Source organism: Escherichia sp. 94.0001, assembly GCF_013369155.2.
Taxonomy (GTDB): Bacteria; Pseudomonadota; Gammaproteobacteria; order Enterobacterales; family Enterobacteriaceae; genus Escherichia; species Escherichia coli_F.
Genome location: NZ_JABWMS020000043.1, coordinates 1 through 13,632 on the forward strand (window position 1 = coordinate 1; position 13,632 = coordinate 13,632).

A 13,632-nucleotide genomic window follows, 5' to 3' on the forward strand; every position below is an offset into this window, starting at 1 on the left:
AATTAAGAGTACTTTGAATAGTACTTTAATACTGACCGATAAACTGGCGAGTCAATATCCTGATAAACGAATGACAATTTGTTATAACCTCACCGGTGTCTTTATAAATAAAGATGCCAGCCTTCAGGAGAAAGCTGCAAAACTAATTGTTAAGTATGCCGATCCGACAGATGCTGAGTTGAGTACATTGTTGGATAGTTATATTAATAATTTGCTTACTGGCACTAAAGAATTATTAACAGATTTTCTTGATAGCAAACCCCCGGTTGTTGATGAAGCGTTGCTATTGCACTCAGTTATATCACTAATTCGTGATGATAACCGTATCCCAGAAATTGAAAGCTGGGATGATTTTGTCTTCCTTGCAGGTAGAGCGTGTCTTAACCTGGAATCGTATCATTTTGACCTGTTTCCCGCAGCGTTGTTACGTTTTGCGCCTGAGATTAATAAAGATAATCTTAGTCAACTGGAGCCTGCTTTTGGTCTGGCGCTGAAAACATTGCAATCCGGTTCTTCATCAGTTGGCGCATTCGATCAAATCCTTGCAACATTTATCCTTGAGTTTTCTGGTTATTTACTTAAAAAATTACCTAACGAAAACATACTTGAAAAGTATAATCAATATCTTGTATTAATTAATAATGAAAATAAGAACTTAAAACTTAACTGGGGTTTTCATGAGTGGCAAAAATCTACCAAAGCAAAATTTCAGCCATGGATTGATATATTAATAAATGTCCTACATTTGCTACAAAAATCAAGCCAGGTGCCACTTCTTTCAACTCCGACGCATTTGCCGTGTTTTATTGAACCCTGTACTCTTGTGCAAAGGTTAAGAAAATATCAAGAGGTAACTCAGGTTCCTGATAATTTCGATTTACAACTTGCTATTCAACGTTGCGTGATCCCTGAAAATAAAATTAATTTAGCGGGACTTAACCAAAATGATACTGCGCTATTAAAATATTTCTTCCATGGTGATGTGAAGTCACTTAAATGTGTTGAAAATGATGATTTAGCATTGTCAGCCATTATTACACGTAATACCAGTCACTATGATTTAACGTCATTCGAATACGGTTTGATTTTGCTAAGCAAAAACAATTTACCTGCAAATATCATCTCTAATGAGTTTTCATGGTGCCTTGAGACAAAAACACAGACAGTACCTTATTCAAAGGAGATAGTTTCTTACAAACAATTGAACTTTGATATTTCTCGATACTGGCAGCAGGAAAAGACCAGACTTTTTTATGCCTTTAGTTTTATGAAAACATCGAATGGTTGGGAAACAGATAAGCAACGACTGTTATTTTCTTTTCCCGCTGCTCACGATCTTTTTTTAGTGCGGTTTATCGAATACCACTTTAAAACAGAATATAACGAGCCACGTGACACGATCCACTTGTTGCAGGCAATGCTTGAATTGCCTTTGCCGTTAACACCCATGGGACATCTACTTACCGCTTTTTGCATGCTTCACGCCGACAAAACTGTCCGTGCTCTTGCCGGAGAATTATGGATTGAAAAGCTGCGTTATCCACAAGGTGTGAATTCCGCCCATATCGGCGACATCCTGGGCCGGTTGGAAAAAGAGAGCTGGTCACCACTAAAGCGCTTTACCGATCTCGCCATGCAGTCGCTTATCAATATCAGTTCCCGCCACAATCAGGCATTACTTGAGATGATAAGTGCAATGGACAGCCATTTGAGCACGGTAAAAATCACCAACTACAAAAAGCTGACTGGGCTACGGCAGGAACTTGAAGCAGCATTGTAAAAGCTAATTTAGCACGTATAAAAATTGATATTCAGGGAAAGAGTAATGGATACGACTCAAGAACAATACAGCAAAATTATTGAATCAGGGAATTCAGAGCAGTTATTAGCATTTCTGAAGTCGCTGGATGATAAGCAGCGGAAAAATTTGGTGCCGCTTATAAAGAAAGACGTGAAACGATTAGGTGCCTATCAATGGTATGAAGTAAGCATCGGCGGTCTTCGTGGAGGAAGTTACAAGCAAAACGGTACAAAAAATCAGTTACAGATGCTTAGTGTTGCGATCATCGGTTGCTATGCACGAAAAGACTGTAAAAATATTGAACGTAACTTATTGAATTCTAATAATGCAGTTAAAGAAACACTCAAATGGCGCAGCCCGGAATGGCTTACTGATTATATTAATGGTGATATTAAAGGTGGAAATTTTTCAATAAGTTATGCCACTCTCTGCGACTGGATTGCCGAAGGATATGTTGGTAATATTACACCGCAGGTTATTGTTAATAAAATTACTTCTGCATCAAATCTTGAAAAACATCGTTTTTCTTTAGACGATCATATCTGGATGGTGTTTAATTATCCGTGCGGTGTTTCATTGTCAGATCAGTGGTATCCGAAAGAAAGTAAACCTGAGGGTGCCGATGATCATAAATGGATATATTTCTTCAAAAAATATACTATGGACAAACGCATCGACAGAATAAGAGTATTAAAAGAAAGCTTACTTGCGGTCAATCGTAACTTTAATCGTGAACAAACATGTTGGTACGCCACGCTATTTACTTCGCTGCAACCGACAGCGGACGAATGTTTGCAACTTCAGGAAGCACTTTTCTCGACATTTTATTGCCCGCACAGTAAACCTGGCACTACGGCATTACAGGCAATCAAAAAAATATCCGAACATCCGGAGTTTCACCGTGATGAGTTTATTTCCTGCCTTCCTCAGTTATTTTCTTTCACCACTAAAGGTATTGTCGATAGCGCATTAACGATTGCTGATAAACTGGCGAAACAGCACCCTGATAAAAGATTTGAAATCTGCCAACACCTCACCTCGGTATTCCTTAATAAAGATGTCGGGCTACAAAATAAAGCAGCAAAGTTAATTGCAAAATATGCCAGTCCATTAGATCCAGAAATAAGCACGTTATTAAGCAGTTATGGCGATAATCTGCTTACAAGCGCTCGTGAGTTATTAACCGACTTTCTTGATATCACACCGCTTGCGCCCGATGAATCTGCTGAACTTTCTCCCGTATTGCCACTGATTCGTGATGATAACCGTATCCCCGCAATTGAAACCTGGGATGATTTTGTCTTCCTGGCAGGACAGGCATTTCATAACGTCGAGTCGTATCACTTTGACCTGTTGCCGGCTGCATTGTTACGTTTTGCTCCTGAAATTAATGAAGAGAATGTGAATCAACTGGAACCTGCGTTTATGCAGGCGCTGGAAACATCTGAACATATTTCTTTCTTGGACGGGATGTTGGGTTTCTTTTTTATGGAATATGCGGCAGAACTTATCTCACGTTTTCCACTACAGACAGCAACAATTAAAATAATATATGAGGAATATCAGTGTCTAAAAAATACAACTGACAAATGGAAAAAGATAGACTGGGGGTTTCATTCCTATGATGAAGAGGACAAAAAAAGAAGCCTCTCATGGATTGCATTTTTCAAAAACACTCTGATTCTATTAAATAACAACGTTAATCTGCCTTTGCTTTCAACACCCACGCATCTGCCTTGCTTTATTGACCCTACGGTGTTTATAGAGCGTCTTTTACAATACCAAAATGCGGGTGTAGAACCTTGTAGTCAGGATATGCAACTTGCGATTCAACGATGTGTATTTATTGACACTCAGCTTGATATTTCACAACTTAACACCGAATATGCCGCATTAGTGCGATATTTGTTTTCCGGCGAGCAGGACGCATTAGCACAGATCGCGCAGGATGATTGGAAACTTGCGGCCATTATTACCCGCAGTGCGGTTAACCCTGACACGACGTCTTTTGATGTCGGGTATGCGTTGCTGGAAAAACATGCGTTACCGATGGAGTTATTAAGCAATATGTTCCCTTGGTTTATCAGGGAAAACAAAACTCGCTTCCCTGCCCGAACATCCAATTTTGACGTCTCGACGGCTGTTCAAAATCTGGAGATGACTTTGTTCTATGCTGACAGTTTCATGCCTTGCTGTAAATACAGTTACTTTGGCGGAGGGTATAAGCGGCGAACGCTGTATGCTTTTCCCTGGCAGGGTGATGTCACACTCATGCGTTATATAGAAGTGAATTTTCATGATCCAAACATTTCATCAACGAAGTCTAATCTGGAAATCCTTCAGGCACTTTACGATCTCCCGTTGCCACTAACACCCATGGGCCATCTACTCACCGCTTTTTGCATGCTTCATGCCGACAAAACGGTGCGTGCTCTTGCTGGTGAACTATGGATTGAAAAACTGCGTTATCCACAAGGTGTGAATTCTGCCCACATCGGCGACATCCTTGGTCGGCTGGAAAAAGAGAGCTGGTCGCCACTCAAACGCTTTACCGATCTCGCCATGCAGGCGCTTATCAATATCAGTTCCCGCCACAATCAGGCATTACTTGAGATGATAAGTGCAATGGACAGCCATTTGAGCACGGTAAAAATCACCAATTACAAAAAGCTCAATGAGCTGCAACTCGAACTTACAAGGAAGTCATAAATGGAAGAGACACTCACTTATAGTTACAACATCCCATCCGCTTTGCACAAAACAAACGGAAAAGATGAATTACGCCTGGCGAAATACAGCGAGATCCAAAAGGCGTCTGACGCTCCCTGTTTTTTTGTCGGTCAGGTCAGGCAACCTTTTTTGATGGCGCGTTGTTTAATTGCCCTTTCCAACGTGGTGAAGTCGAGCTTTAACCTTTCGCCCGCGCAACTGGCGCTACTGAAAGATCCCATTGTCAGCGCAGGAAATGAGCGGGTGCGTTTTGAAGGATTTTCCCACTGTGCCGGGGTCTATGCGCGGCTTGATATTTTGCCCGATGGCTTAAACGGAGAGTTTTTACAAAGCGGCACGACCAATGTCGATTTTAACCAGCCTATGCTCTCGGCATTAGCAGGGGTAAGCAATAGTGAAGCTGTTACCTTATCCGTCGGTCAGAAATCGGTGGGGTTACATCTGGAAAATCACCAGGTTATTGAACGCAAAGTGCCACTTCCGGTGAAATGGATCAAAGGTCTGAGTAGCGTACAGGTCTACCTTGCTCAGTCGGCAAAAGGCCACCAGTTTACTAAAGTCCAGGCGCAGCAACTGTTTCGTTCCTTACCCAAAGGACAGGTGAAAACCGATTACTATTTACAGGTGCGTGGTACGACACCACAGTTTTCGCCAGTAAAATCAGTTAATGCGATTTGTATCGGCGGGCTGCATCGTCTGCGCTTACTGGAACCCTTGTTACCTTTTGTTGATTGCTTGCAGGTTTTTGCGCAACCGGATATGCAATCCACCACCTGGCAACTGTGGTTTGGCGATTTGCGTTTTACGCTTTCGTTATCTCGTGATTGCTGGCGTGGATTTTCTGGCGAGGGAGCGACGCTGGATGCGCTAAATGAAGGGATTGACGAGAGCTGGCTGACTATTTTTGACGAACAGGCACAGGCCAACCAGACTATTAGTCCGGCATTTTTTGCTTCTGGTGGCAGTCAGTGGCTGGGAAAAACCGACACACTGGCCGCGCAACTGGCGGCAATGGGATTACTGGGTTACGACCTTACCGATAATGCCTATTTTTATCGCCAGTTGCCGTTCAAACTCTCCCGCATAATGAGTCTGAATCCCCGTCTGAAAGGGGCTGAGAAATTACTGCAAGAGAACAAAGTTGAAATTATTAGCCAGCAGCCAGCCAGAACAGAGGCGCGAGTTGAAGGGAGTGGAGTACGGCATACCGTCATTCTCGATGCAAATGGTGAACGCTGTACCTGCGAATGGTTCAGTAAATATCAGGGCGAAAGGGGGCCATGCAAACATGTTCTGGCGGTGAAGAAACTGCTAAGGCAATAGGTGCGTGATATACTCCCTCCAGACTCATCGCCTGGAAAAAGACAAATGGAACAAGCGCATACCCAGCTGATTGCCCAACTGAACGAACGTATTTTAGCGGCGGATAACACGCCGCTTTATATTAAGTTTGCCGAAACGGTGAAAAATGCCGTGCGCAGCGGGGTGCTGGAACATGGCAATATTTTACCCGGCGAGCGCGATTTAAGTCAGTTAACCGGCGTTTCGCGTATTACGGTGCGCAAGGCGATGCAGGCGCTGGAAGAAGAGGGCGTGGTGACGCGTTCGCGCGGCTACGGCACGCAGATCAATAACATCTTTGAATACTCGTTAAAAGAAGCGCGAGGATTTTCTCAGCAGGTGGTGTTGCGCGGGAAAAAGCCCGATACGCTATGGGTTAACAAGCGCGTCGTGAAATGTCCCGAAGAAGTCGCGCAGCAGCTGGCGGTCGAAGCAGGAAGTGATGTCTTTTTGCTTAAGCGTATTCGCTATGTTGATGAAGAAGCGGTCTCTATTGAGGAATCGTGGGTTCCTGCGCATTTAATTCATGATGTTGATGCCATCGGAATTTCTCTTTATGACTACTTCCGCAGCCAGCACATTTACCCACAACGTACGCGTTCCCGCGTTAGCGCCCGGATGCCGGATGCCGAGTTTCAGTCACATATTCAATTAGATAGTAAAATACCGGTGCTGGTGATCAAGCAAGTGGCGCTTGACCAACAGCAACGGCCTATTGAGTACAGCATCAGCCACTGTCGCAGCGACCTATACGTTTTTGTGTGCGAGGAGTAGTTCCTTGCGCGTTGGCGCACAATCACCGCCGCGATGCCCGACAACCCACGACGCCACTGCATTGCCCAGTAATACGGCATCCGGCAGTGGCAGACCAGAGGCCAGCCCGGCAAGTACGCCACCGGCATGACTGTCGCCCGCCCCAATGGTGTCTACAACTTGCGTTGGAAATGCCGGAATGCAGCCAGAAGCGTCGTTGCTGAAATACCATGCGCCTTCTTTATCGAGACGAACGATCAACGGCGCGGCAAATTTCTCCTGCCATTGCTTGCCAAGTGTTGTTATCTCTGCGGATAAAGCAAAACGTTCGGCGGCAATCTCAGCCTCCTGACGATTGAGTGACACTAAAGGTCGACAGGCCATGATCCGCGCCAGTAATGCGTCCGGGATATCGCCAATACGTGGGCCAAAATCGATGAACGGCGTCACGTCTTGCAGACTCTCCAGCCATTCCACTAACAATTCACCGCAGAGCGAGGCCAGTTGATAACCGGAAAAATAGAGCAGGCTGCCAGGCGCAACGGCTAATCGCGCCAGCCATTCGCGATTCCACTGATTTTCCACACCACTGAACGACATAAACGTGCGTTCACCATCAGGCTCAACCAGCGCCAGACACCAGCCGTTATCGCCTTCGGCGTTATCGATGAGGCTGATTAATCCCTCTTTCGTCATCCGGTTGCGAATAATCTCCGCCCACACACCCTGGCCGAGCGGCAGGGCATTGCCCGCTTCGATGCCGAGGCGCTTTAACGCCACGGCAATATTCAGTGCGCAGCCACCAACGTTAACGCTCTGCTGTTTCAGTTCGATATCGCACCCGCGCCAGGGCAGGGCGTAGGCGTCGGCGATCACATCAATGACCGCCGCGCCAATCACCATAACCGGCTGACGCGTAGTTAATTCAGGCAGCAGCGTGTGTAATCGAGCGCCGCTCATACCGCCTCCCGTTGTTGACGATATTTCGCCAGCGCCGTGGCATAGCGGTTGAAATCAAGCCGATTTACCGCATCCAGTTCCGCCTTTAACGCAGGATCGATAGCGTTAACGCCATGCAACGCGCCACAAATAGCCGTCGCCATGGCGCCGATGGTGTCAGTGTCACCGCCAAGATTGGCGCACAGGACGGCGCAACGGTTCGGATCGGTTTGTGCCAGCTCAACCAGCGCAATGGCGCACGGCACGGACTCAATGGTGCTGGTGCCTGCGCCAACAACCTGATAAAGCTGTTCGCTGGCGGATTCGGTGCCGTCGGCATTGCGCACTATTTTAAGCGCAATCTCCAGACGTGCCGCCAGTGAGGCGCTGAAGGTAGTGATGCGTTTTTGTTGAGCATGTCGCGCAATTGAGGGCAGTGAATCAACAATCGCTGACCAGCTTTCTCCGTCAATGGCACGAGAAATCGCCCATGCGATGACTACCGCCCCCGCAATCGCCAGATCGGATTTATGGGTCGGGCTGGAGGCCAGCGCCACATCATCAATAAAAGAGTCAATATCGCGCGCCGGAAGTAAACAACCTAATGGCGAGACGCGCATTGCCGCGCCGTTGGTCACGCCATTGTTTTCCAGTTCAGCAACAGGTTTACCGTCGCGAATGGCGTTGAGAGCAATCTTCGAGGTCGGACCTAGTACGTTTTTGTTAAAGGCGTCGAAACGTAGCGCCCAGTCGAGAATATTACGCCCAATCAGATCCGGGTCGATCTCGCCTTCACGTTCCAATAGCGCATCTGCCAGACACAGCGCCATCGAGGTATCGTCGGTAAATTCGGCGCGGTTAAAATAACAGGCCGCGTTATTCTCCTTTGGGCCAGGCAAAAAACGGTCAATCCAGCCAAAGTGTGCTTTGACGCGGGAGCGCGGCCAAAGCTCGGACGGCATACCCATCGCATCCCCTAACGCCTGCCCGTAAAGAGCACCGAGAATACGTTCTGTTTTCATTTAACTTCCCCTTGTGTCAACGCAATATCGCGATCATCGACCTTGATAGCCGTAATTTCGTTGTCGGATTCGCGGAAAAAAATCATGAACAGCACGGCGATAATGGCAATCATCACCGCACCGAAAGTCCACATCCCGGCCCAGTTGAAGGTCAGCCCGTTTACCGGTTCCTGATAAGCAAACATCTTCTCCATCATCACGCCACCAAGACGATAGCCGAGCAAACTGCCGAAGCCCTGGCAGCAGAGCGTGATCAGTCCCTGCGCGGCGGTACGCATATGCACGGGGGCTTTTTTATCGACATAGATGTAAGCGGTAACGTAGTAAAAATCGTAACTTACACCATGCAGCAAAATACCGAGGAACAGTAATGCGTAGGTGAAATATTCATCCGCACTGCCGTAAATAAAGAAGCCATAACGGATCGCGGCGGTGACCAGACCAAGTAATAATACCTTTTTGATACCAAAGCGTTTGGTGAAAAACGGCAATGCCAGCATAAAGAAGATTTCAGAGAACTGGCCGAGCGTCATCCAGCCGGTGGCATTTTTCATGCCGACTTCAGTCAGATAACCGTTGGCAAAGATGTAATAGAACGCCAGAGGCATCGCAAACAGGAATGAACAGAAGAAAAAGACGAGGAAGTTTTTATCGCGCAGCAGGATCAGCGCATCCAGGCCGAGCATGACTTTAATGTCCATTTTGCCGGTGCTTTTTGGCGGCGTGTCTGGCAGGAACAAGGCAAACGCACCGAGCAATGCGGAGCTTCCGGCGGTAATTAACAGTGGAATATTGGTTGGTGAGATATCGTCATATCCCAGCATCTGAGGCAGGAATCCGCAGACCAGGCCAGAGGCAATCCAGCCGATAGTCCCCAGTACACGAATGCGCGGAAAATCGCGCTCCACATCCGGGACGTTAGCAAACGCGATGCTGTTAGTCAGCGCAATGGTCGGCATATAGGTCAGTGAGTAGGCCAGCAGTAACGGGAAGAACCCGGCAAAAGTAGTCTGTTGCGCAGCGAAATACATCAGCACCGCACCAGCGAACATCAATACCGCCAGCACTTTCTGCGCTGAGAAAAAGCGGTCAGTGATGGAGCCAACCAGAATCGGCGACAGGATCGCCGCAATGGCGGTACAGGCATACGACCAGCCAATTTCTCCGGCACTAAAACCGCTTTTACTTAGCCACAACCACAATGGCACAAACCACGCGCCCCAGATAAACCATTCAACAAACATCATGAACGACAGCTTTGCTGTTGTTTTCATCTTTTAATTCCTTCATGACAGGTAATGTAAGGTACGCGCTGACAATACCACTTAATAATACCTTTTAAATACCTTTGCGGTGAAAGCTTGACCGCTGTAACACTTTTTCTGATGAATCGTGCCAACAGAAAACGCTGAAAAAACACCCAAAAGATGGAAAAACCAGCCCGTAACGACCAGGATTATGATTGCCCGCAAAAGGTGGGCCAGGACAATCCATAGCCGATATCCAATCGGAATTTACGGGAGCATAGTAATGACAGATATTGCGCAGTTGCTTGGCAAAGACGCCGACAACCTTTTACAGCACCGTTGTATGACTATTCCTTCTGACCAGCTTTATCTCCCCGGACATGATTACGTAGACCGCGTGATGATCGACAATAATCGCCCGCCAGCAGTGTTACGTAATATGCAGACGCTTTACAACACCGGGCGTCTGGCCGGCACAGGATACCTTTCTATTCTGCCGGTTGACCAGGGCGTTGAGCATTCTGCCGGGGCTTCATTTGCAGCTAACCCGCTCTACTTTGACCCGAAAAACATTGTGGAACTGGCGATCGAAGCGGGCTGCAACTGTGTGGCGTCAACTTACGGCGTGCTGGCATCGGTATCGCGGCGCTACGCGCACCGCATTCCATTCCTCGTCAAACTCAATCACAACGAGACGCTAAGTTACCCGAACACCTACGATCAAACGCTGTATGCCAGCGTGGAGCAGGCGTTCAACATGGGCGCGGTGGCGGTTGGTGCGACTATCTATTTTGGCTCGGAAGAGTCACGTCGTCAGATTGAAGAAATTTCTGCGGCCTTTGAACGCGCGCATGAGCTGGGCATGGTGACTGTGCTGTGGGCCTATTTGCGTAACTCAGCCTTTAAGAAAGATGGCGTTGATTACCATGTTTCCGCTGACCTGACCGGCCAGGCGAACCATCTGGCGGCGACCATCGGCGCAGATATCGTCAAACAAAAAATGGCGGAGAATAATGGCGGCTATAAAGCGATTAATTACGGTTATACCGATGATCGTGTGTACAGCAAGCTGACCAGCGAAAACCCGATTGATCTGGTGCGATACCAGTTAGCCAACTGTTATATGGGGCGCGCAGGGCTGATTAACTCCGGTGGCGCAGCAGGCGGTGAAACTGATCTTAGTGATGCGGTGCGTACTGCGGTAATTAATAAACGCGCAGGCGGTATGGGGCTGATTCTGGGGCGGAAAGCATTTAAGAAATCAATGGCTGATGGCGTGAAATTGATTAACGCTGTGCAGGACGTTTATCTCGACAACAAAGTCACTATTGCCTGATACGCTTCGTACGAACGGCACTACCTCGTAGGACGGATAAGGCGTTCACACCGCATCCGGCAACCTATGCCTGATGCGACGCTGAAGCGTCTTATCATGCCTACACAGCGCTGCCACGTATGCCGGATAAGGCGTTTGCGTTGCATCCGGCATAAAAACACGCGCACTTCGTTACGGCTTCCCCCGGGAGGCCGTTTTTTTTTCCTGTCATTCTGATTAATTTTCATATTGTCGTTTTTGTGATCGTTATCTCGACATTTGAAAACAAATAATTTCATTATATTTTGATATCGAAAACAAACGACAGGATGTGAAAATGTACGTGGTATCGACAAAGCAAATGCTGAACAACGCGCAGCGCGGCGGTTATGCGGTTCCGGCATTCAATATTCACAATCTCGAAACGATGCACGTGGTGGTGGAAACCGCTGCCAGCATGCATGCGCCGGTCATCATCGCCGGAACGCCCGGCACATTTACTCATGCCGGTACAGAAAATCTGATGGCGCTGGTCAGCGCGATGGCGAAGCACTATCACCATCCACTGGCGATTCATCTCGACCATCACACGAAATTTGACGATATCGCTCAGAAGGTTCGTTCTGGCGTGCGCTCAGTCATGATTGACGCCTCGCATTTGCCTTTTGCGCAAAATATTTCACGGGTCAAAGAGGTGGTGGATTTTTGCCATCGCTTTGATGTCAGCGTCGAAGCGGAGCTGGGGCAACTTGGCGGCCAGGAAGATGATGTGCAAGTCAATGAAGCAGATGCGTTGTACACCAACCCCGTTCAGGCGCGTGAATTTGCCGAGGCAACCGGGATTGATTCCCTGGCGGTCGCCATCGGCACGGCTCACGGTATGTATGCCAGCGCACCGGCGCTTGATTTTTCTCGACTGGAGAACATTCGCCAGTGGGTGAACTTACCGCTGGTGCTGCATGGTGCGTCAGGATTATCGACTAAGGATATTCAGCAAACCATCAAACTGGGGATATGCAAAATCAACGTTGCAACGGAGCTGAAAAATGCATTCTCGCAGGCGTTAAAAAATTACCTGTCCGAGCACCCCGAAGCGACCGATCCCCGGGATTATTTGCAGTCGGCTAAATCCGCAATGCGCGATGTGGTGAGCAAAGTGATTGCTGATTGTTGCTGCGAGGGCAGGGCATAACGCACCTGCCATTTAACAAGGAAAAAACATGAAAACGTTAATTGCCCGGCATAAAGCTGGTGAACATATCGGCATATGTTCAGTCTGTTCTGCCCATCCGTTGGTTATCGAAGCGGCGCTGGCATTCGATCACAACAGCACGCGCAAAGTGCTGATTGAAGCAACGTCAAACCAGGTCAATCAATTTGGCGGTTATACCGGAATGACACCGGCGGACTTTCGCGAATTTGTGTTTGCAATTGCCGATAAAGTCGGATTTGCTCGTGAGCGTATCATTCTCGGCGGCGACCATCTGGGACCGAACTGCTGGCAGCAAGAAAATGCGGATACGGCGATGGAAAAATCCGTCGAGCTGGTAAAAGCATATGTTCGAGCGGGGTTCAGTAAAATTCACCTTGATGCGTCAATGTCATGTGCGGGGGATCCAATACCATTAGCGCCAGAAACGGTTGCTGAACGTGCTGCCGTGCTTTGCCACGCAGCGGAGAGTGTGGCGACAGATTGCCAGCGTGAGCAACTGAGCTATGTCATTGGCACCGAAGTTCCGGTTCCGGGCGGTGAGGCCAGCGCCATTCAGTCAGTACACATTACCCGGGTTGAAGATGCCGCCAATACTTTACGTACGCATCAAAAGGCCTTTATTGCTCGTGGGCTGGCAGAGGCGTTAACACGCGTGATTGCCATCGTGGTACAGCCGGGTGTGGAATTTGATCACAGCAATATTATCCATTATCAGCCGCAAGAAGCGCAGGCGCTGGCGCAATGGATAGAAAACACCCGAATGGTTTATGAAGCACATTCTACCGATTACCAGACCCGGGCGGCTTATTGGGAATTAGTCCGCGATCACTTTGCAATTTTGAAAGTAGGGCCAGCATTAACCTTTGCTCTACGTGAGGCGATATTTGCGTTGGCACAAATTGAGCAGGAAATTATCGCCCCCGAAAATCGCAGCGGTTGCCTGGCGGTAATTGAAGAAGTGATGCTCGACGAACCGCAGTACTGGAAGAAATATTATCGCCCGGGTTTTAACGATTCATTACTGGATATTCGTTACAGCCTGTCGGATCGTATTCGTTATTACTGGCCGCATAGTCGGATTAAAAATAGCGTTGAAACGATGATGGCGAATCTGGAAGACGTGGACATCCCACTGGGCATGATTAGTCAGTATCTACCCAAACAATTTGAACGCATACAGTCCGGGGAATTATCGGCAATACCGTATCAGTTGATTATGGATAAAATTTATGATGTTTTGCGTGCCTATCGCTACGGCTGTGCGGAATAAG

The 13,632-nt window shown here is 47.7% G+C and carries 10 protein-coding genes; 7 read left to right on the forward strand and 3 right to left on the reverse strand.

Annotated elements, in window-relative coordinates; all coding sequences use genetic code 11:
• The 4 genes from HEN33_RS17285 to HEN33_RS17300 all read left to right on the forward strand — a co-directional run.
• A partial coding sequence (locus HEN33_RS17285; RefSeq protein WP_183083448.1) for a DUF7824 domain-containing protein occupies positions 1 to 1,780 on the forward strand: 1,780 nt, incomplete at its 5' end.
• Between the two features lie 45 nt (positions 1,781 to 1,825).
• A complete protein-coding gene (locus HEN33_RS17290; protein ID WP_183083449.1) occupies positions 1,826 to 4,510 on the forward strand; it encodes a DUF6493 family protein in 2,685 nt (894 codons plus the stop codon).
• Positions 4,511 to 5,854: an SWIM zinc finger family protein gene (locus HEN33_RS17295; RefSeq protein WP_032184558.1), complete on the forward strand. Its 1,344-nt coding sequence runs from the start codon at positions 4,511 to 4,513 to the stop codon at positions 5,852 to 5,854. It begins immediately after the preceding gene.
• A 45-nt stretch (positions 5,855 to 5,899) separates the two neighbouring features.
• Positions 5,900 to 6,646: a GntR family transcriptional regulator gene (locus tag HEN33_RS17300; RefSeq protein WP_000434038.1), complete on the forward strand. Its 747-nt coding sequence runs from the start codon at positions 5,900 to 5,902 to the stop codon at positions 6,644 to 6,646.
• On the opposite strand, the gene HEN33_RS17305 is transcribed toward HEN33_RS17300, so the two are convergent.
• Genes HEN33_RS17305 through HEN33_RS17315 form a run of 3 tightly spaced genes read right to left on the reverse strand, consistent with a single transcriptional unit; the run spans position 6,620 to position 9,860 of the window.
• Complete coding sequence (locus tag HEN33_RS17305) at positions 6,620 to 7,585, reverse strand: carbohydrate kinase family protein (RefSeq protein WP_176263275.1); 966 nt, start codon at positions 7,583 to 7,585, stop codon at positions 6,620 to 6,622. The genes HEN33_RS17300 and HEN33_RS17305 overlap by 27 nt on opposite strands.
• Complete coding sequence (locus HEN33_RS17310) at positions 7,582 to 8,586, reverse strand: ADP-ribosylglycohydrolase family protein (protein ID WP_032184556.1); 1,005 nt, start codon at positions 8,584 to 8,586, stop codon at positions 7,582 to 7,584. Before HEN33_RS17310 ends, HEN33_RS17305 begins: the two co-directional genes overlap by 4 nt.
• The gene (locus HEN33_RS17315) at positions 8,583 to 9,860 is read right to left on the reverse strand and encodes a nucleoside permease (RefSeq protein WP_000858510.1); all 1,278 of its coding nucleotides are present in this window, start codon (positions 9,858 to 9,860) and stop codon (positions 8,583 to 8,585) included. The genes HEN33_RS17310 and HEN33_RS17315 overlap by 4 nt, the downstream gene beginning before the upstream one ends.
• 256 nt (positions 9,861 to 10,116) lie before the next feature.
• On the opposite strand from HEN33_RS17315, the gene fbaB reads away from it, so the two are divergent.
• The 3 genes from fbaB to gatZ all read left to right on the forward strand — a co-directional run bounded on the left by fbaB (position 10,117) and on the right by gatZ (position 13,631).
• Positions 10,117 to 11,169 (forward strand): class I fructose-bisphosphate aldolase, encoded by a 1,053-nt coding sequence (gene fbaB, locus HEN33_RS17320; RefSeq protein ID WP_000129550.1) that lies wholly within the window; start codon positions 10,117 to 10,119, stop codon positions 11,167 to 11,169.
• A 316-nt stretch (positions 11,170 to 11,485) separates the two neighbouring features.
• Positions 11,486 to 12,340, forward strand: a complete 855-nt coding sequence (gatY, locus tag HEN33_RS17325; RefSeq protein ID WP_032184555.1) for a tagatose-bisphosphate aldolase subunit GatY — start codon at positions 11,486 to 11,488, stop codon at positions 12,338 to 12,340.
• A gap of 28 nt (positions 12,341 to 12,368) precedes the next feature.
• Complete coding sequence (gene gatZ, locus HEN33_RS17330) at positions 12,369 to 13,631, forward strand: tagatose-bisphosphate aldolase subunit GatZ (protein ID WP_176263274.1); 1,263 nt, start codon at positions 12,369 to 12,371, stop codon at positions 13,629 to 13,631.
• Position 13,632: the final 1 nt, after the last annotated feature.